This window comes from Pedococcus cremeus (assembly GCF_900111375.1).
Classification (GTDB): domain Bacteria; phylum Actinomycetota; class Actinomycetes; order Actinomycetales; family Dermatophilaceae; genus Pedococcus_A; species Pedococcus_A cremeus.
Window position 1 is genome coordinate 358,124 of record NZ_FOHB01000001.1, and the last position, 18,151, is coordinate 376,274.

Consider the following 18,151-nt stretch of genomic DNA (forward strand, 5'->3'; position numbering starts at 1 on the left):
ACGGCCCGACGGCAACGCCGTGCCGCGGGTCTGGGAGGCTGTCGCCATGGTCAACCTCACCCGCATCTACACGCGCACCGGCGACGACGGCACGACGCACCTCGGTGACATGAGCCGGACGAGCAAGACCGACGTGCGCCTGCAGGCCTACGCCGACGCCAACGAGGCCAACGCCGCCATCGGGGTGGCCCTGGCTGCCGGCGACCTGCGCGACGACGTGAGGGCGACGCTGCTGCGCATCCAGAACGACCTCTTCGACGTGGGCGCCGACCTGTGCACCCCGCTGCAGGAGACCTACGACTACCCGCCGCTGCGCGTGCAGCAGGAGTGGGTCGACGAGCTCGAGGCCGACTGCGACCGCTACCTCGGCGAGCTCGAGAAGCTGCGCTCCTTCATCCTGCCCGGCGGCACGCCGGGCGCGGCCTACCTCCACGTCGCCACCACGGTGGCCCGTAGGGCCGAGCGGCAGGCGTGGGCCGCCATCGCGGCATACGGGCGCGAGCCGGGCAGCGCCAAGGGCGAGGGCGGCGTCAACGTGCTGACGGCGACCTACCTCAACCGGCTGTCCGACCTGCTGTTCGTGCTGGCCCGGGTGGCGAACCTGCCGATCGGCGGCGACGTGCTGTGGCAGCCCGGGGGCGGCCGGGCGGCGGCTCCCCGGAAGAAGGGTGCCGGAACGACGAAGCCCCCCGCAGCTGCGGAGGACTGACCGGTTCCGTCGCCCAGGGCGACTGTGCTCGGAAGCCGCTAGGCGACGTTGACGTTGAAGCCCGGCGGGGCGCTCTCGAGCCAGGAGCGCACGGCGGTGTAGGACGTGGGGGCCAGGGCCAGCTGGAACGTGTCGCCGGCGTAGTGACAGGTGACCTCCACGGCGTCCGGCATGCCGGCCACCACCTCGTGCGGGGCGCTGGGCGAGTCGAGCTGGAGGCGCGCCCGCTCCCACTCGCGACGCGGCCGCATCGACGGGCCGACCAGGGAGAACCACTGGAGCCGCCCGCCGCCGAAGCGCAGCAGGCCGAGCCGGTAGCCGTGCCCGGTGTGGCGGACGGCCGCCACCATGAGCGGCCGTCCGGCGGCGAGCGTCCGGCGCCGGATGAAGATGAACGCCAGCACGCTCACCGCGAGCAGCACGAGCATGCCTGCCACGATCTCGGCGGTGACGAGAGGCGACATGCTCGCGGCCCGCGGCTAGGCGGTGATCTTGGAGGCGTCTACGGCCTCGGCGACGATGATGACGCGGTCGCGGTCGACGGAGAGGAAGCCCCCGTCGATGGACGCGGTCTGGGTGCCGCCGGCGGCACGGATCTGCACCTCGCCCTCGACGAGGACGCCGAGCAGCGGGGTGTGTCCCGGCAGGACGCCCAGGTCCCCGTCCACGGTGCGGGCGATGACCATGTCGGCCTCGCCCTCCCAGACCTTGCGGTCCGCGGCGACGAGTTCAACCTGCAGCTGGCTCACGATGGGTCCTCCAGAGGTGACGGGGGTGTGACCAGTCTATCGGCATGCCAGCGGTGGTCATGACCAGGACCAGCGGTGGTCATGACCAGGACCAGCGGTGGTCATGACCGGGACGGGACCCGCTGCGACCTCGAAGGTGTGACGTCCGGGGGCGGTGGGTACAGCCACCACTGACAGAGCAGGAGGACGAACCAGCCGCACCGGTCGCCGGGGTCGGTGCGGCGAGATGGGGGAACCCATGGCACACGGCACCCTGGCGGCCTACCGCAGGCACAAGCACGCCGGCGAGGCACCGTGCGACGACTGCGTCGCCGGCGCCCGTCGGCAGTGGCGGGCCAAGGCCCGACGGCGGATGGAGCTGCGGCGCGAGGAGGTGCTGGCGGCGGGCCGGCGCAGCCACGCCCGGGCGGTGCGCTGCGTGGTCTGCGGGCGCGTGGTGCCGCCCGTCCAGCTTGTCGGCGTGGAACCCGCCCGCGCCCCCCGCGACCGGGCACTCCCCTGCCACGCCGACTGCGCGGTGCGCGACGGGCGCCGTGTCGTGGCCTGAGCCTCAGTCCTCGTTCGGCATGAGGATCCACAGCACCGGGTAGATGATGATCTGGCTCCCGGGCAGGAGCATCAGGACCAGCACGAACAACAGGCGTGCGGTCCACGGCGAGACACCGAAGCGGCGGCCCAGGCCGGCGCACACCCCCGCGATGACCCGCCCCTGGCGCGGTCGGACGAGGCCCTGCCGGGCGAAGCTGGACTTGATCTGGCTCATGGCCCCAGTCTCGTCGGACTCCGGGCCGACGGCCATCAGGGTCACCACCCATCCGGCCCCCACCGACCCCGACCGACCCCGACTCGACTTCGTACCCGCGCAGCCGCGCAACCGGGCGCAGGACCGCGCGATGGGCGGCACGCGGCATACGGAGTCGGAAGACGACAGCCGGGTATGCCGCGGGGCCGGCTTCCGTGTGGAAGCCGGCCCCGGGGTGGTGCTGGTCGTGCTGAGCGAGAGGAGAGCTCAGAGGTTCTTCTGGATCTCCGCCCACTGGCGCTCGACGTCGTCGAGGCCACCGCACATGAAGAACGCCTGCTCGGCGACGTGGTCGTACTCACCGTCGGCGATCTTGGTGAACGCCTCGATGGTGTCGACCAGCGGAACCGTCGAGCCCTCGATGCCGGTGAACTGCTTGGCGACGTAGGTGTTCTGCGACAGGAACCGCTGGATGCGACGAGCGCGGTTGACGAGGATCTTGTCCTCCTCGGAGAGCTCGTCGATACCGAGGATCGCGATGATGTCCTGCAGCTCCTTGTTGCGCTGGAGGATCTGCTTGACGCGCACCGCGGTGGTGTAGTGCTCCTCGGTGATGTAGCGGCGGTCGAGGATGCGGCTGGTCGAGGTCAGCGGGTCCACGGCCGGGTAGATACCGAGGGAGGCGATCTCACGCGAGAGCTCGGTGGTCGCGTCCAGGTGGGCGAACGTGGTCGCCGGCGCCGGGTCGGTGTAGTCGTCGGCCGGCACGTAGATCGCCTGCATCGAGGTGATCGAGTGGCCACGGGTCGAGGTGATGCGCTCCTGGAGCACACCCATCTCGTCGGCCAGGGTCGGCTGGTAGCCCACCGCGGACGGCATGCGGCCGAGCAGCGTGGAGACCTCGGAGCCCGCCTGGGTGAAGCGGAAGATGTTGTCGATGAAGAGGAGCACGTCCTGCTTCTGCACGTCGCGGAAGTACTCCGCCATCGTCAGCGCCGACAGGGCGACGCGCAGGCGGGTGCCCGGCGGCTCGTCCATCTGGCCGAAGACCAGGGCGGTCTGGCCGAGGACGCCGGCCTCCTCCATCTCGACCATGAGGTCGTTGCCCTCACGGGTGCGCTCACCGACACCGGCGAACACCGACACACCACCGTGGTCGCGCGCGACGCGGGCGATCATCTCCTGGATGAGCACCGTCTTGCCGACACCCGCACCACCGAAGAGGCCGATCTTGCCACCCTGCACGTAGGGGGTCAGCAGGTCGATGACCTTGATGCCGGTCTCGAACATCTGGGTCTTGGACTCGAGCTGGTCGAACGCGGGTGCCTTGCGGTGGATGCCCCAGCGCTCGGTCACCTCGAGGCGCTCGCCCTCCTCGAGGTTGAGCACGTCACCGGTGGCGTTGAAGACGTGGCCGAGCGTGACGTCGCCAACGGGGACGCTGATCGGGCCGCCGGTGTCCTGCACGGCCGAGCCGCGGACCAGGCCGTCGGTGGGCTGCAGCGAGATGGCGCGCACCATGTTGTCGCCGATGTGCTGGGCGACCTCGAGGTTGATGTTCTTCTTCTCACCCGAGAGCTCGACCTCGGTCGTGAGCAGGTTGTACTGCTCCGGCATGGCCTCGACGGGGAACTCCACGTCGACGACCGGGCCGATGATGCGGGCGATCCGGCCAACGCCACCGGGCGTGGTGGCCTGGGTCTCTGCGGTCACAGTGGCAGTCATGTGTTCTCTCTACCTTCTCAACTGGCGTCGGCGAGGGCGCTGGCGCCGCCCACGATCTCGCTGATCTCTTGGGTGATCTCGGCCTGACGGGCCTGGTTGGCCAGCCGGGTGTACTTCTTGATGAGCTCTTCGGCGTTGTCCGTGGCCGACTTCATCGCCTTCTGGCGCGACGCCAGCTCGGAGGCGGCGGCCTGCAGCAGGCAGTTGTAGAGCCGGGCCGCGACGTACTTCGGCAGCAGCGCGTCGAGGACGTCCTCGGCGCTGGGCTCGAACTCGTACAGGGGCAGTACCTCGTCCTCCGAGGGCGGCTCCTCCCCCTCGACGACCTCGAGCGGCAGCATGCGGATGACCTCGGGCTCCTGGGTCACCATGTTGACGAACCGGGTGAAGACCACGTGGAACTCGTCGACGCCGCCCTCGTCGAACTCGCGGGTGAAGTCGGCGACGACGCGCTCGCCGATCTCCCGGGCGATGTCGAAGGTCGGCTGGTCGGTGAAGCCGGTCCACTCGGCGGCGAACTCGCGCCGGCGGAACTTGTAGAAGCCCACCGCCTTGCGGCCGACGAGGTAGGGGACGACTTCCTTGCCCTCGTCACGGAGCTCACCGATGAGGCGCTCGCTCTCCTTGATGACCGACGAGCTGTAGGCGCCCGCCAGGCCTCGGTCGGAGGTGACGATGAGCACCGCCGCGCGGCGCACGTGCTCGTGCTCCTTGGTCAGCGGGTGGTCGACGTCGGAGTACGTCGCCACCGCCGAGACCGCGCGGGTGATCGCGCGCGCGTACGGGGAGGACTCCCGGACCCGCTGCTGCGCCTTCACCACACGCGAGGCGGCGATGAGCTCCATCGCCCGCGTGATCTTCTTGGTCGCCTGGACGGACCGGATGCGCTGGCGGTAGACCCGCATCTGCGCTCCCATATGTTTCCGCCTCTCCTCGTTCGTTCGGTGCGGCCGTGGCCGCGACGTCTAAAGCTGGTATGCCGCTGTCGTTCCAGTGGCGCTGTCGTTCCGGTCGCCGTGGTGCCCGAGGCGCCGTCGGTGCCGGGTGCGCGCGGTGGCGCGCACCCGGCATACCGTCAGCGCTTCTGGCGGACGATCTTCTCCTGCTCGATCTCGGTCTCGAGCTCACCGGCGTCGGGCTCGTGGCCGAGCGGCAGGTTCTCCTCGCCGGAGGCCATGAACTGCTGCTTGAACGCCTTGACGGCGTCCTCGAGGCCCGAGCGGGTCTCGTCGGCGAACTTCTTCGACTCGCGGATCGCCGCCAGCAGGCCGGACTTCTCGCGGCGCAGGTAGTCGAGGAACTCGACCTCGAAGCGCGCGACGTCCTCGACCGCGACGGAGTCGAGCTGGCCGCTGGTGCCGGCCCAGATCGAGACGACCTGCTCCTCGACCGGGTACGGGTTCGCCTGCTTCTGCTTGAGGAGCTCGACGAGTCGGGCACCCTTGGCCAGCTGCGCACGCGACGCCGGGTCGAGGTCGGAGGCGAACATCGCGAAGGCCTCCATCGCGCGGAACTGCGCGAGGTCGAGCTTCAGGCGACCGGAGACGTCCTTCATCGCCTTGATCTGCGCGGCGCCACCGACGCGGGAGACGGAGACACCCACGTCGATCGCCGGGCGGACGTTGGCGTTGAACAGGTCGGCCTGGAGGTAGATCTGGCCGTCGGTGATGGAGATGACGTTGGTCGGGATGTACGCCGAGACGTCACCGGCCTTGGTCTCGATGATCGGCAGACCGGTCATCGAGCCGGCGCCGAGCTCGTCGGAGAGCTTCGCGCAGCGCTCGAGCAGCCGGCTGTGCAGGTAGAAGACGTCACCGGGGTACGCCTCGCGGCCCGGCGGGCGGCGCAGCAGCAGCGACACGGCGCGGTAGGCCTCGGCCTGCTTGGACAGGTCGTCGAACACGATGAGGACGTGCTTGCCCTGGTACATCCAGTGCTGGCCGATGGCCGAGCCGGTGTAGGGGGCGAGGTACTTGAAGCCGGCCGAGTCGGACGCGGGGGCGGCGACGATGGTGGTGTACTCCAGCGCGCCGGCCTCCTCGAGGGCGCCGCGGACACCGGCGATCGTCGAGCCCTTCTGGCCGATGGCGACGTAGATGCAGCGGACCTGCTGCTCGGGGTCGCCGGTCTCCCAGTTCTGCTTCTGGTTGATGATCGTGTCGATCGCGACCGCGGACTTGCCGGTCTGGCGGTCGCCGATGATGAGCTGGCGCTGGCCGCGACCGATCGGGGTCATGGCGTCGACGGCCTTGAGGCCGGTCTGGAGCGGCTCGTGCACCGACTTGCGCTGCACCACCGAAGGGGCCTGCAGCTCGAGGGCGCGACGCTGGTTGGTCGTGATCTCGCCCAGGCCGTCGATGGCCTGGCCGAGCGGGTTGACCACGCGGCCGAGGAACTCGTCGCCCACGGGGACCGAGAGGACCTCGCCGGTCCGCTTGACCTCCTGGCCCTCCTCGATCCCGGAGAACTCACCGAGGATGACGACGCCGATCTGGTGGACGTCGAGGTTCAGCGCGAGGCCGAGCGTGCCGTCCTCGAACTGGAGCAGCTCGTTCGTCATGCACGAGGGCAGGCCCTCGACGTGGGCGATGCCGTCACCGGCGTCGCTGACGCGGCCGACCTCTTCGCGGGAGGCCGCGCCGGGCTCGTATGACTGAACGAAGTTGTCCAGCGCGTCCCGGATCTCCTCCGGACGGATCGAAAGCTCCGTCATCTGATCTCTTCTCCCTTTGGTGGTGCGGCTGCCGGCTTTGGTTGGACCGGAAGTCTGTGGTGTGTCTTGTGGGTGGTGCTTGGTGCCGTGGGGTCGGGGTCAGCCGGCGATGTGCCTGCGCGCGCTCTCCAGCCTGCGCAGGATGGTGCCGTCCACAACCTCGTCACCGACCTGGACGCGGATCCCCCCGACGACCTTGGGCTCGATGACGACCTGGAGCTGGATCGGCTTGCCGTACAGCCGCTGGAGCGCGACGGCCAGCCGGTTGCGCTGCACGTCGTCGAGGTCGACCGCCGCCGTGACCACCGCGGTGACCTGCTGACGACGCTTGGCCGCGAGGTCGAGGTAGTCGCGGAAGATCCGGTCGAACTTGCGGCCACGCGGGGCGATGACCGCCTGGCGCGCGAGCCGGGCCGTCTCGGCCGCGACCTTGCCCTGGAGGAGCTGGCCCACGAGGGTCGCCTGGGCGTCGCGGTCGGCGTTGCGGTCCGTCAGCGCGTCGCGCAGCCCCGGGTTGCCGGCCACGATGCGCTCGAAACGGAAGAGCTCGTCCTCGACCTGGTCGCCACGGCCACCGGCTTCCGCCAGGGCGAGCACGGTCTCGACCGCGAGGCTCTCCACGGTGTCGGTCAGGTCGCGCTCGGAGGACCAGCGCTGCGCGACCAGCTGGGACACGAGGTCCACCGCGGCCTGCGAGACCTTGCCGCCGAACAGCTGCCCCACCAGCCGCCGCTTGGCGTCGGCGTCACGGGACGGGTCGCCCACGGCGCGACGCAGGGTCGCGTTGCCGTCGAGGACCGTGGTGATGCCGAACAGGTCCTCGGCCAGGGTGCCCCAGTCCGCGCCGGAGGCCAGCGCGGACTGGAAGGCACGCTGGCCTGCGGCTGCTGCGGCGCGCGAGGAACCGCGCATCAGGCGTCCCGACCGTCAGCCGTGCCGAGGTCAAGCTCACCCTGGGCGTGGGTGTTCTCGCCGGTGGCGCCGGCACCGACCTTCTCGGGCTGGATCTGGCCGGCCTCGAGCTCGGCGAGGAAGCGGTCCACGATGCCCTTCTGACGGGTCTCCTCGTGCAGCGACTCGCCCACGATCCGGCTCGCCAGATCGGTGGACAGGCGCCCGACCTCGGAGCGCAGCGAGACGATCGCCTGCTGGCGCTCGGCCTCGATCTGCTTCTGCGCAGCCTCGGTGATGCGGGTCGCCTCGGCCTGGGCCTGACCGCGCATCTCGGCGACGATCGAGGCGCCCTGCTCGCGGGCCTCCTCACGGATGCGAGCAGCCTCGGCGCGGGCCTCGGTGAGCTGCGCCTGGTACTGCTCGAGCGCCGCCTGGGCCTGCTGCTGAGCCTCTTCGGCCTGCTGCATGCCGCCCTCGATGGCGGCGGTGCGCTCGGCATACGCCTTCTCGAGGTTCGGCACGACCTTCTTGGTGACGACCCAGAGGAGGATCGCGAAGGCAATGAGGCCGAAAATCAGCTCACCCCAAAGGGGCAGGATCGGCAGCCGCTGGCCGGTGGTGTCCTCGGCGGCCGCCAGGCCCACCACCTGCGTGATGCCGGTGAAGTGCTGCACGGGGTTCTCCTAGTGCTGTGGTGCCAGAAGGGGCTTCGCTGGTGTGGTCGCCGGTTTACTTGAAGACGAAGGCAAGCACCAGACCGAAGATGGCCAGCGCCTCGGCAAGGGCGAAGCCGAGGATCGCGATGCCCTGGAGCATGCCGCGGGCCTCGGGCTGGCGGGCGACACCGTTGATGTAGGCGGCGAAGATCAGGCCAATGCCGACACCGGGGCCGATCGCAGACAGGCCGTAGCCCAGGATCGCAATGTTGCCAGTCATCTGATGGTCCTCTTTCGTTCTTCAGTGATCCGTGCGGCACTGCGCCGCCCGGAAGTGTGAGTGGTCGTATTCAGTTGTGGGTCAGGTGGTCGTGCACCGCTCCCCGGTCGCGGGGAACGGCCGTCTCAGTGCTCGTCGGCCAGGGAGCCGGCGATGTAGGTCGCCGCGAGCAGCGTGAAGATGTAGGCCTGCAGGAACTCGATCAGCCCCTCGAAGGCGGTCAGCACGAGCGCCAGGAGGAAGGAGCCGATGCCGGCGATCTTCAGGCCGAAGGCGCCGTGGATGAGCATGTACTCGCCGCCGAGGATGAAGAGCAGCAGGAGCATGTGCCCGGCGAACATGTTGCCGAAGAGTCGCAGGGCCAGCGTGAGCGGCCGGGTGATGAAGTAGGTGATGAGCTCGAGCGGGATGATCAGCACGTAGATCGGCTTCGGCAGACCCGGCGGGATCATGTGCTTGATGTGGCCGCCGAAGCCGTTCTTGCGGATGCCGACGGCGTGGTAGACGACGAAGACCACGAGCGTGAGCGCGATCGGGACGCCGATGCGGCTCATCGTCGGGTACTGCACCGGCGGGATGATCCCGAAGAGGTTGTTGACGAGGATCATCGTGAACAGGGCGAAGAGCAGCGGGACGAAGCGCAGGAAGTCGCGGCTGCCGATGATGTCGCGCGCCAGACCGTTGCGGACCATGCCGTAGATGCCCTCGGTCACCCACTGGCCCTTGCTCGGCACGATCGCGGCCTTGCGGGTCGTGGCGACGAGGAACCAGGAGATGAGCGCCACCGAGATGAACAGGACGACGATCGGGCGCGTGATCGCCCAGTCGCCCTGACCGATGAGCGGCTGGTAGAACTCCGCCGGCGTGGGGGCTTGGAAGCCGCTCCCCTCGCCACCCTCGGCTGCCAGGATGCTGGCACCCAGCACGTTCAGACTCACGTGTTCTCCTCGAGCTTTTTGGTCGGACCATTCCGCAAGGCGCTGAAGGCCTCCGGGCGCGTCGTGGCACCGGCAGAGGCCGGTCGCAGCCGACGCGCAGAAGTCACTGCGTACCGTACCGGAACCACACGAGGTACAGCGACAGGGCCATACCGCCCACGATCCCGACGGCAACGAGCCAGGTCGTGCCCAGCCACGCGTCCAGCCCCCACCCGATGAGACCGAACATCGCCGGCCCCGTGATGAGGTACGAGACGACGTTCCACATGCGCGCCTCCTCCAGCCGCTGGTGGCCGTCGTCGGCCTTCTGCAGCGGAGTCTGGCGCGACGTCTGCCCTGAAGTCTGACCGGGCGTCTGTCCCGGAGTCTGACCCGCATGGGGCCGCGGCTCCTCGGGCGTGGACGGGCCGGGCGCGGTCGGGTCGGACGGGCCTGTCATCGCGGCCTCCTGCGGTGGTCATGAGGGGTCCTGCCCATCCTGCCCCCAGCGGCAGGCGCGTCGAAGACGGGGCGCCTCGAGCGCACGAAGGCGACCACCTGGAAGACCTGCCAGACCAGTGCGACGGCGAGGGCGGTGAGGCCGAAGGCGGTGCCGTCGAGCCAGGATGCGTCCTTGAGCGCGACGATCACCAGCAGCAGGAAGATCATCTGCCCCAGGAAGACGGCCATGGCGCTGGCCAGGAACCGCAGCGGGTCCGCGGCGCTGTTCAGGCGGCTCATGACCACCATGCCGAGGGCGAAGAACGCGATCGCGACCACGAAGCCGAGCCCCGCGCTCCAGGCGGCCTTGCCTCCCCCGGCCAGCCAAGCGACCAAGACCGCGATCGGCCCCACGACGAGGGTGGGGAGGAACGCGCCACGCAGCATGGCCGCGAAGGGGTCGGAACCCTCTCGAGCGGGAGTGTGCGTCATGGTGTTGCCTGCCTGGATTCGTCGGGGCGGACGGCGAATTCGGGTGCTCGGTGGCCCTTACCACGGCCACCTGGGATGCTTGTGAAAACTATCACGAGCGCCCCGAGGCCTCCTAATCCGTCTCGCGGGCCCGCTCCCGTCGCGCCCGCAGCTCGCGACCTGCGTCGACCGCCTTGGCACGCATGCCCTGGCGCACCGTCTGCATCACGAAGACGACGACGGCGATCACCGCGCCCTCCGCCAGCGCCCCCAGGACGGTGTCGGGACCCCGCGCCCCCGGCAGGGCCCAGCCGGCCAGGGGTATGGCGAACCCGATGACGACGGCGATGACGGCCCGTCGTCCGGTGCTCATGCCCATCGCGGCAGTCAACCCCACATCCGCCGGCCCCGCCAGACGAGGACGGTCGCGGTCAGCGACCGCCGAACACCCGCTTCACCGCCGACGCCAGCTTCTGGAGCCCACCCTCAGGCCCGGGCACCACCACGCCGGCACGCAGCGCGGCGGCCGACTGGGCCGCCTCGGTGCAGGCCTCTGCCGTCGGCAGCGGCGCGGCCGAGTGCAGCGGAGCGCCTCGCAGCGGGGTGCCGGTGACCCAGGAGACCTCCTGGGCCCGCTCGCTGATGCTGGGCTGGTCCCCTGCAGCCGGCTGGTCCGTCACGTTCGTCGTCCCCCTCGGGTCAGGCCGGCAGCACGCCGGCGATCTCGTCGCAGGTCCGGTCGGCAGGGCGACCGTAACGGAGGAAAGCACCGCAGGAGGGGCGAACGCCGTCGATTTCCGCCGTTTGTATGCTCTGGCCGTGCCAGCCACCCCGCCCACGGGCAAGCCCCTCGTCGGCCGCTTCGTCCGCCTCGACCCCGTGCAGCCCGACGACGCCGAGGGCCTGCACGCGGTCCTCACCGACCCAGCGGTCTACACCCAGGGCTCCATCATGCGACCGCCGCCGGCCGACCTCGCCGAGACGCGGTCCCGCGTCGCGAAGGACGTCGCCGCGCGCGCGTCCGGCCGCACGGCATACACGGTGCGCCTGGTCGGGCACGGTCCGCTCGGTGAGGAGGGCACGGTGGTGGGCACGTCGTCGCTCGGCGACGTCGACCTCGTCAACGAGCGCGTGCACCTCGGCTGGACGATGTACGGCTCGCGCTGGTGGGGCACCGAGGTCAACCCGGAGGCCAAGCTGCTCCTGCTGGCGCACGCGTTCGAGGACTGTGGTTTCGGGCGGGTGAAGATCCAGACCGACGCGGTGAACCAGCGGTCGCAGGCCGCGATCGCCAAGCTCGGCGCGACCCGGGAGGGTGTGCTGCGCCGGCACACCCGGCGGGCGGACGGCACCTTCCGCGACACGGTCGTCTTCAGCGTCCTGCGTGACGAGTGGCCGTCGGTGCGGGCCGGCCTCGAGGCGCGCCTCGGCTGAGGCCGGCCGGCCCTGCGGCGCGGCTGGCCCCTGGACTCAGCTGAGCACGCGCGGCTGGCGCGTCCTCGACCAGCGCGGCAGCCACACCGTCAGCACGACGGCCACCACGACCACCCCCACCACGGCCGCCGCTGCCACGCCGGCCTGCAGGAAGACGAAGCTGACCGAGCCCAGCGCGGCGACGGCCGCCCACAGCCACAGCAGCATCACCGCGCGGCGGTGGCCGTGGCCGATCTGCAGCATCCGGTGGTGCAGGTGCTTGGCGTCCGGCTGCCACGGCCGCTGCCCGGCCCGGGTGCGGCGCACGATGGCGAGGACGACGTCGACCAGCGGCAGCAGGATGATCGCGGTCGGCACGACGAGGGGCAGCAGCGTGGCGGTCAGCTCGTTGGTGCTGACGTCGGTGGGCGTGACGCTGCCGGTGGTCGAGATGGTCGCGGCCGCCAGCAGCAGGCCGAGCAGCAGCGCCCCGGAGTCGCCCATGAACAGGCGAGCCGGGTGGAAGTTGTGCGGCAGGAAGCCGAGGCAGCACCCGATCAGCGCCGCGGAGATGAACGTGGCGGAGGAGAACACGTTCGGGGGGTCGTAGTTGCGCGAGATCAGGTAGCTGTAGACGAAGAAGGACGCCGCCGCGATCCCGACGACCCCCGCGGCGAGCCCGTCGAGGCCGTCGATGAAGTTGACCGCGTTGGTCATGACGAGCACCGTCAGCACGGTCAGCGCCACCATGACCGGCGCCGGCAGCACGGTCACCCCGCCGAGCGGCAGCGAGAACAGCTGCACGCCCTGGAACGCCATGAAGCCGGCCGCGATCATCTGGCCGCCGAGCTTGGTCAGCGGGTCGAGCTCATGGATGTCGTCGACGGCCCCGAGCAGGCAGACCAGGGCCGCGCCCCACAGCACGCCCTTGAGCTCGGGGCCGGTCTCGAAGACCTGGCCCAGCCGCGGCAGGTGGCTCGCCGCCAGCATCGACGCGGCGAACCCCAGGAAGATCGCCACCCCGCCGAGGCGCGGGATCGGCGCGCTGTGCACGTCGCGGTCGCGCACCGGCGTGAAGGCACCCGTCTTGACCGCGATGGCGCGCAGCAGGGGCGTCGCCGCGTAGGTGATCACCGCGGCCACCATCAGGACGAGGAGGTACTCCCTCAACTACGGCGCGCCTTTGCGTGGGTGGGCAGGGTCAACTGGGTGGACAGGGTCAGGTGGGTCGGCAGGGTCAGCGGGGGTATGCCGGGAAGCGCGTCACGAGGTCCGTCACCTGGGCGCGGACCTCCTTGGAGACCGCGTGGTCGGGGTCGGCGTCGCCCTTGGTGACCGCGGTGGCGATGAGCTCACCAATGGTCTTCATCTCCTCGGTGCCCATGCCCTGGGTGGTGACCGACGGCGTGCCGACCCGGATTCCCGAGGCGATGTTCGGCTTCTGCGGGTCGAACGGGATCGCGTTCTTGTTGAGCACGATGCCGGCGGCGTCGGCCCGGGCCTCGGCGTCCTTGCCCGTCACGCCGACGCCCTGGAGGTCGTGCAGGCTCAGGTGGGTGTCGGTGCCGCCGGTGGTCGGGCGGATCCCGTTCTCCCCCAGCGTCGCGGCGAGCTGCTGGGCGTTGGCGATCACCTGCTTGGCGTAGGCGGCGTACTCCGGGGTGGCGCACTCCTTGAAGTTCACGGCCTTGGCCGCGATGGTGTGCATCTGCGGGCCACCCTGCATCATCGGGAAGACCGCCTTGTCGATCTTCGCGGCGTGCTCCTCCTTGCACACGATGGCGCCTGAGCGCGGGCCGCGCAGCACCTTGTGCGTCGTGAAGGAGACGACGTCGGCCCACGGCACGGGGCTCGGGATCGCCTTGCCGGCGACGAGGCCGATGAAGTGCGCGGCGTCGACCCAGAAGATCGCCCCGACCTCGTCGGCGAGGTTGCGGAAGAACTCGAAGTCGATCAGGCGCGGGATCGCGGACCCGCCGGCGAGGATGACCTTGGGCCGGTGCTCGCGGGCGAGCTCGGCGACCTGGTCGTAGTCGATGTCCTCGGTCTCGTTGTCGACGCCGTAGTGCACGGCGTTGAACCACTTGCCGGAGAACGAGACCTTGGTGCCGTGGGTGAGGTGGCCACCGTGCGGCAGGCTCATCGCGAGGATGGTCTCGCCCGGCTGCATGAACGCGCCATAGACGGCCTGGTTGGCGCTGGCGCCCGAGTGCGGCTGCACGTTGGCGTGGTCGGCGTCGAAGAGGGCCTTGCACCTGTCGATCGCGATCTGCTCGGCCTTGTCGACCTCCGAGCACCCGCCGTAGTAGCGCCGTCCCGGGTAGCCCTCGGCGTACTTGTTCGACAGCGTCGAGCCGAGCGCGGTGAGCACGGCCGGGCTGGAGAGGTTCTCGCTGGCGATGAGCTGCAGGCCACTGCGGATGCGGTCGAGCTCCGAGAGCAGGACCCCGGCGATGTCGGGGTCGAAGGACTGCAGGGCCCCGAAGTCGGAGCCGTAGAAGGTGTCGTCGCTCGGTGGGGTCATGACTGCTGCTCTCCTGCCGGTCGGGTCGAGTCCGCAGGCAACTGTATGCCGTCGGGCTGGGTGCCCCCGGTGGTGTCCACGTGGGCTGTCGCCGCCGGCTCGGCCGGGCTGGTGACGGGCTGGTCCTCGCCGGTCGTGTGGGTGGGCGCGGCCGGCTCGTCCTCGCCCGTGGTGTAGGTGGGCGCAGCCGGCTCGTCCTCGCCCGTGGTGTAGGTCGGGTAGGGCGGCTCGTCGGCCTCAGGCGGGAAGTGTGTGGCGAGCACCTCGTCGAGCTGCTCCTCGCTGAGCGCGCCGACCCGCAGCACCTCGGGCCGCTCGCCGGTGCAGTCGACGATGGTCGAGGGGATGTTGGCCGCACGCTGCCCACCGTCGAGGTAGACCTTCACCGCGGCGCCGAGCTGGGCGGCCGCGTCGGTGACCGTGGTGGCAGCCGGCTGGCCGGTGAGGTTGGCGCTGGTCACGGCCATCGGGCCCACCTCGGCCAGCACCTCGAGGGCGATGTCGTCCTGCGGCATCCGCAGGGCCACTGTGCCGTTGGTCTCGCCGAGGTCCCACATGAGCGAGCTCTGCGCCTTGAACACCAGGGTGAGCGGGCCAGGCCAGAACGCCTTGATCAGGTCGCGCGCCCACGCGGGCACGTCGGTGGCGAGGCCGTCGACCGTGCGGATGTTGGGCACCAGCACCGGCGGGGGCATGTCGCGCCCGCGGCCCTTGGCGGCCAGGACGGCCGCGACGGCGTCCTGGTTGAACGCGTCGGCGCCGATGCCGTAGACGGTGTCGGTGGGGATGACGACGACCTCGCCGCCCCGCACCGCCTCGACCGCCTTGGCCACGCCCTCGGCGCGGCCGGACTCGGAGGTGCAGTCGTAGACCGGACTCATGCGGCCCAGCCTATTCCGGCCCCCTCAGCGTCCGAGGTCGGGTCAGCGGACGATCTTGAAGTTGAAGGAGCTGGTGCCGAGCGCCTGCATCAGCCGCAGCCACACCGGCATCATCATCTCGGCGCCGCGGGCGGTGCTGATGTCGCCGAGGTCGATGACGTCGGTGTGCCCGAAGTCCTCCAGCAGCCCTCGCACCGTGGCTTTCGCCGCGGCGTCGTCACCCGACATGAAGACGGTGCTCTCCTCCCCGAGCACCTGGGGGTTGACCATGAGGTGGGCGGTCAGCGTGTTCAGCGTCTTGACCACCCTGGCCCGTGGGTGCGCGCGCTGGATCTGCTCGCCGAGCGAGTCGGTGTCCTTGACGAACATGGTGGGCGGGAAGCCCTGCGAGAAGTCGAGGGCGTTGGAGACGTCGACGAGCACCTTGCCGGCGAGGTTGTCGTCGCCCGCCAGGCGCAGCACGTCGAGGGAGACGCTGCCGCTGGTGGCGTTGACGACCACCTCGCCGAACGCCGCGGCCCGGGCGAAGGGCTCGAGCCCCACCTCCGGGTGCTCGGCCGCCCAGGCCGCGAAGGGCGGGTCCTCGGGGCCGTGGCCGCCGCGGGCCATGGTCTCCTCCGGGTCTCGGGTGCCGATGCGCACCTCGTGATCCCGTCGCGCGAAGGCGGCGGCCAGGTGCTTGCCGACCATCCCGGTGCCCAGCACTGCGATCCTCATGGCCCCCATGCTGGCATCCCGCTGCTCGGTCAGGTGCCGGTCTCGCCCGAGGACCCGGCCCCAGCCGCGTCGGCGAGGCCCACGAGCTGCGCGGAGAGGTCCCACAGGCGTGCGGCGGCCGCGGCGTCGTAGGACGCCCGCGACGACCGCGTGGGCTTGCGGTCGACGAAGTACTGGCCCGACACACCCTCCACCGCGGGCGAGGACGCGAGGTAGACGGAGGTCTCGGCACCCTTCTCCGGGCTCCTCATGAACGGTCGCGCCAACGGCAACCCGAGGCCCATCAACCGGCCCGAGTCCTCGCGGGCGAAGGCGGTCCGCACGACGCCGGGGTGGAGCACGGTCGCGGTGACGCCGGTGCCCTCGAGCCGCCGAGCCAGCTCGTAGGTGAAGAGCACGTTGGCGAGCTTGGACTGGTTGTAGGCCCGCTGGCCGCGGTAGTCCCGCTGCCCCTGGAGGTCGTCGAAGTCGATGCGGCCCATGGCCTGCGCCCCCGACGACACCGTGACGACCCGGGCCGGAGCGGTCTCGCGCAGCCGGTCGAGCAGCAGGTTGGTCAGGAGGAACGGCGCGAGGTGGTTGACCGCGAAGGTGCGCTCCAGCCCGTCCTCCGTGGTGTGCCGGTGGGCCCAGTAGCCGCCCACGTTGTTCACGAGGACGTCCAGACGGGGGTATGCCGCGAGCACCTCGTCGGCGAGCCGGCGCACCTCCCGCTGCGCCGAGACGTCGGCCACGAAGACGTCAGCCTGGCCGCCGTCCGCGCGGATGTGCCCGGCGGCCGCCTCGGCTCGGCCGCGGTCGCGGCCGACGACGCCCACTCGCGCCCCGAGGGCGGCGAGACCGGTGGCGGTGGCGCCACCGATCCCGCCGGTCCCGCCGGTGACGAGCACGGTCCGGCCCGCCATCGGCTGGGCAGCGGTGGTCATGGTCAGCGCACGACCTTGAAGTTGAACGCCGGCGTGCCCAGGGCGCCCATGAGCCGCAGCCAGACCGGGAGCAGCATCTCCGTGCCGCGCGCGGTGCTGATGTCGCCGAGGTCGATGACGTCGGTGTGGCCGAAGCTCTCCAGCAGCTCGGTGACCGTGGCCTTGGCGGCCGCGTCGTCGCCCGAGACGAAGACCGACGACTCCTGGCCGAGGTCCTTGGGGTGGATCATCAGTGAGGCGTTGAGGGTGTTGAGGGTCTTGACGACCCGCGCCTGCGGGAAGGCCCGCTGCACCTGCTCACCCAGCGAGTCCGTGTCCTTCACGAACAGGGTGGGAGGGAAGCCGGCCGAGAAGTCGAGCGGGTTGGAGATGTCGAGGACGACCTTGCCGGCGAGGTTGTCGGCGCCGGCCTGCTCGAGGGCCGGGATGGCGCCGGAACCGCTCGTCGCGTTGACGACCAGCTCCGCGCCGGCTGCGGCGTCGGCGAAGGTCACCAGGCCGACGCCCTGGTGGTCCTGGAGCCAGGCCGAGAAGGGCGGGTTGCCCATCCCGTCGGGCTCGGTGCGGGCGAGGGTGGCCTGCGGGTCGCGGGTGCCGACGACGACGTCGTGGCCCAGCTCGTCGAGGCGGCCGGCGAGCGCCTGGCCGACCATGCCGGTGCCGAGGACTGCGATCTTCATGAGGACTCCTGGGTCGAGCGTAGAGATGAGGGAGCGGAAAGCACGAGTGGTAGACAGGTCTGTCTATCCCGATGCCGCGAACCTAACAGACAGATCTGTCTACCTGCAAGGTATGCTGGGCGCGTGACGACGACAGCCCGGCCGAGCGCAGCCCGTGAGCGCATCCTCGAGACGGCGTTCGCGCTCTTCTACGCCCGCGGCATACGGGCGGTGGGGGTCGACCTGATCATCGCCGAGTCCGGCGTCGCGAAGGCGACGTTCTACAAGCACTTCCCCGCCAAGGACGACCTCGTGGTGGCCTACCTCGACAAGGTCGACGGCGTGTGGACCGGACAGCTCGAGGCGGCGGCCGAGGCGGCCGGACCGGACCCGGCCGACCAGCTCGTCGGCCTCTTCGACGCCCTCGGCACCGCCTGCCGCCGCGAGGGCTACCGGGGCTGCGCGTTCATCAACGCCGCAGCCGAGTCGCAGCCCGGCACCGCGGTGCACGACCGCACCGTGGCGCACAAGACGGCGGTGCTCGACTGGGTGCGCACGCTGGCCGAGCGGGCCGGTGCGCGCGACCCCGAGTCGCTCGCCCGCTCGCTCACCCTGCTGCTCGACGGCGGGCTCGCGAGCGGTTCCCTCGACGCGAGCCCCGACGCACCGAAGGCCGCGAAGGCCTCGGCGCAGGCCCTCGTCGAAGCCGCCACCGCCGCCTGACGAACGGAAGC

General features: G+C 70.7%; 24 protein-coding genes. 4 read left to right on the top strand and 20 right to left on the bottom strand.

The window, feature by feature from the left end; translation table 11 throughout:
* The first annotated feature begins 46 nt into the window (after positions 1 to 46).
* A complete protein-coding gene (locus BMW78_RS01625) occupies positions 47 to 709 on the top strand; it encodes a cob(I)yrinic acid a,c-diamide adenosyltransferase (RefSeq protein ID WP_091755752.1) in 663 nt (220 codons plus the stop codon).
* A gap of 38 nt (positions 710 to 747) precedes the next feature.
* On the opposite strand, the gene BMW78_RS01630 is transcribed toward BMW78_RS01625, so the two are convergent.
* The gene (locus BMW78_RS01630; RefSeq protein ID WP_091755754.1) at positions 748 to 1,173 is read right to left on the bottom strand and encodes a DUF2550 domain-containing protein; all 426 of its coding nucleotides are present in this window, start codon (positions 1,171 to 1,173) and stop codon (positions 748 to 750) included.
* 15 nt (positions 1,174 to 1,188) lie between these two features.
* Positions 1,189 to 1,458 carry a F0F1 ATP synthase subunit epsilon gene (locus BMW78_RS01635; protein WP_091755755.1) on the bottom strand — a complete coding sequence of 90 codons (270 nt, stop codon included), beginning with the start codon at positions 1,456 to 1,458 and terminating at the stop codon, positions 1,189 to 1,191.
* A gap of 238 nt (positions 1,459 to 1,696) precedes the next feature.
* Between BMW78_RS01635 and BMW78_RS01640 the strand changes: the two genes are divergently transcribed.
* A complete protein-coding gene (locus BMW78_RS01640; protein WP_091755756.1) occupies positions 1,697 to 2,005 on the top strand; it encodes a hypothetical protein in 309 nt (102 codons plus the stop codon).
* 3 nt (positions 2,006 to 2,008) lie between these two features.
* Here the strand turns inward: BMW78_RS01640 and BMW78_RS01645 are convergent, their stop codons facing one another.
* From BMW78_RS01645 to BMW78_RS20375, 12 genes are all read right to left on the bottom strand, one after another.
* Positions 2,009 to 2,221, bottom strand: coding sequence for a PspC domain-containing protein (locus BMW78_RS01645; protein ID WP_091756505.1), 213 nt, complete (start codon positions 2,219 to 2,221; stop codon positions 2,009 to 2,011).
* Positions 2,222 to 2,467: 246 nt separating this feature from the next.
* Positions 2,468 to 3,925 carry a F0F1 ATP synthase subunit beta gene (gene atpD / locus BMW78_RS01650; protein WP_091755758.1) on the bottom strand — a complete coding sequence of 486 codons (1,458 nt, stop codon included), beginning with the start codon at positions 3,923 to 3,925 and terminating at the stop codon, positions 2,468 to 2,470.
* 17 nt (positions 3,926 to 3,942) lie between these two features.
* A complete protein-coding gene (locus tag BMW78_RS01655) occupies positions 3,943 to 4,842 on the bottom strand; it encodes a F0F1 ATP synthase subunit gamma (protein WP_091755760.1) in 900 nt (299 codons plus the stop codon).
* A 158-nt stretch (positions 4,843 to 5,000) separates the two neighbouring features.
* Entirely contained in the window at positions 5,001 to 6,638 is a 1,638-nt protein-coding gene (gene atpA / locus BMW78_RS01660) for a F0F1 ATP synthase subunit alpha (protein ID WP_091755761.1), read from the bottom strand.
* A gap of 99 nt (positions 6,639 to 6,737) precedes the next feature.
* On the bottom strand, positions 6,738 to 7,550 hold the full coding sequence (locus tag BMW78_RS01665) for a F0F1 ATP synthase subunit delta (RefSeq protein WP_091755763.1): 813 nt from the start codon (positions 7,548 to 7,550) through the stop codon (positions 6,738 to 6,740).
* On the bottom strand, positions 7,550 to 8,188 hold the full coding sequence (locus tag BMW78_RS01670) for a F0F1 ATP synthase subunit B (protein WP_091756507.1): 639 nt from the start codon (positions 8,186 to 8,188) through the stop codon (positions 7,550 to 7,552). Before BMW78_RS01670 ends, BMW78_RS01665 begins: the two co-directional genes overlap by 1 nt.
* A 73-nt stretch (positions 8,189 to 8,261) precedes the next feature.
* Positions 8,262 to 8,468, bottom strand: a complete 207-nt coding sequence (atpE, locus tag BMW78_RS01675; RefSeq protein ID WP_091755765.1) for an ATP synthase F0 subunit C — start codon at positions 8,466 to 8,468, stop codon at positions 8,262 to 8,264.
* A gap of 125 nt (positions 8,469 to 8,593) precedes the next feature.
* Positions 8,594 to 9,406, bottom strand: coding sequence for a F0F1 ATP synthase subunit A (gene atpB / locus BMW78_RS01680; RefSeq protein ID WP_091755767.1), 813 nt, complete (start codon positions 9,404 to 9,406; stop codon positions 8,594 to 8,596).
* 103 nt (positions 9,407 to 9,509) lie between these two features.
* Positions 9,510 to 9,845, bottom strand: coding sequence for an AtpZ/AtpI family protein (locus BMW78_RS21125; protein ID WP_091755769.1), 336 nt, complete (start codon positions 9,843 to 9,845; stop codon positions 9,510 to 9,512).
* Positions 9,842 to 10,318 carry a Cg1360 family ATP-synthase-associated protein gene (locus BMW78_RS01690; protein ID WP_143056106.1) on the bottom strand — a complete coding sequence of 159 codons (477 nt, stop codon included), beginning with the start codon at positions 10,316 to 10,318 and terminating at the stop codon, positions 9,842 to 9,844. Before BMW78_RS01690 ends, BMW78_RS21125 begins: the two co-directional genes overlap by 4 nt.
* A 112-nt stretch (positions 10,319 to 10,430) precedes the next feature.
* Positions 10,431 to 10,676, bottom strand: coding sequence for a hypothetical protein (locus BMW78_RS01695; protein ID WP_091755772.1), 246 nt, complete (start codon positions 10,674 to 10,676; stop codon positions 10,431 to 10,433).
* A gap of 52 nt (positions 10,677 to 10,728) precedes the next feature.
* Complete coding sequence (locus BMW78_RS20375; protein ID WP_143056107.1) at positions 10,729 to 10,977, bottom strand: hypothetical protein; 249 nt, start codon at positions 10,975 to 10,977, stop codon at positions 10,729 to 10,731.
* 139 nt (positions 10,978 to 11,116) lie between these two features.
* On the opposite strand from BMW78_RS20375, the gene BMW78_RS01700 reads away from it, so the two are divergent.
* Positions 11,117 to 11,731: a GNAT family N-acetyltransferase gene (locus BMW78_RS01700; protein ID WP_245735606.1), complete on the top strand. Its 615-nt coding sequence runs from the start codon at positions 11,117 to 11,119 to the stop codon at positions 11,729 to 11,731.
* A gap of 36 nt (positions 11,732 to 11,767) precedes the next feature.
* Here BMW78_RS01700 and BMW78_RS01705 read toward each other — a convergent pair whose 3' ends face one another.
* The 6 genes from BMW78_RS01705 to BMW78_RS01730 form a co-directional block, all read right to left on the bottom strand.
* Entirely contained in the window at positions 11,768 to 12,880 is a 1,113-nt protein-coding gene (locus BMW78_RS01705; RefSeq protein ID WP_091755773.1) for a glycosyltransferase family 4 protein, read from the bottom strand.
* 67 nt (positions 12,881 to 12,947) lie between these two features.
* On the bottom strand, positions 12,948 to 14,234 hold the full coding sequence (locus BMW78_RS01710) for a serine hydroxymethyltransferase (RefSeq protein ID WP_091755774.1): 1,287 nt from the start codon (positions 14,232 to 14,234) through the stop codon (positions 12,948 to 12,950).
* On the bottom strand, positions 14,231 to 15,115 hold the full coding sequence (locus BMW78_RS01715) for an L-threonylcarbamoyladenylate synthase (RefSeq protein ID WP_091755775.1): 885 nt from the start codon (positions 15,113 to 15,115) through the stop codon (positions 14,231 to 14,233). Before BMW78_RS01715 ends, BMW78_RS01710 begins: the two co-directional genes overlap by 4 nt.
* A gap of 42 nt (positions 15,116 to 15,157) precedes the next feature.
* Positions 15,158 to 15,832 carry an NADPH-dependent F420 reductase gene (locus tag BMW78_RS01720; RefSeq protein ID WP_091756511.1) on the bottom strand — a complete coding sequence of 225 codons (675 nt, stop codon included), beginning with the start codon at positions 15,830 to 15,832 and terminating at the stop codon, positions 15,158 to 15,160.
* A 29-nt stretch (positions 15,833 to 15,861) separates the two neighbouring features.
* On the bottom strand, positions 15,862 to 16,758 hold the full coding sequence (locus tag BMW78_RS01725; RefSeq protein ID WP_245735607.1) for an SDR family oxidoreductase: 897 nt from the start codon (positions 16,756 to 16,758) through the stop codon (positions 15,862 to 15,864).
* 2 nt (positions 16,759 to 16,760) lie between these two features.
* Positions 16,761 to 17,438: an NADPH-dependent F420 reductase gene (locus tag BMW78_RS01730; protein WP_091755776.1), complete on the bottom strand. Its 678-nt coding sequence runs from the start codon at positions 17,436 to 17,438 to the stop codon at positions 16,761 to 16,763.
* A 123-nt stretch (positions 17,439 to 17,561) separates the two neighbouring features.
* Between BMW78_RS01730 and BMW78_RS01735 the strand changes: the two genes are divergently transcribed.
* A complete protein-coding gene (locus BMW78_RS01735; protein WP_091755777.1) occupies positions 17,562 to 18,140 on the top strand; it encodes a TetR/AcrR family transcriptional regulator in 579 nt (192 codons plus the stop codon).
* Positions 18,141 to 18,151 lie beyond the last annotated feature (11 nt).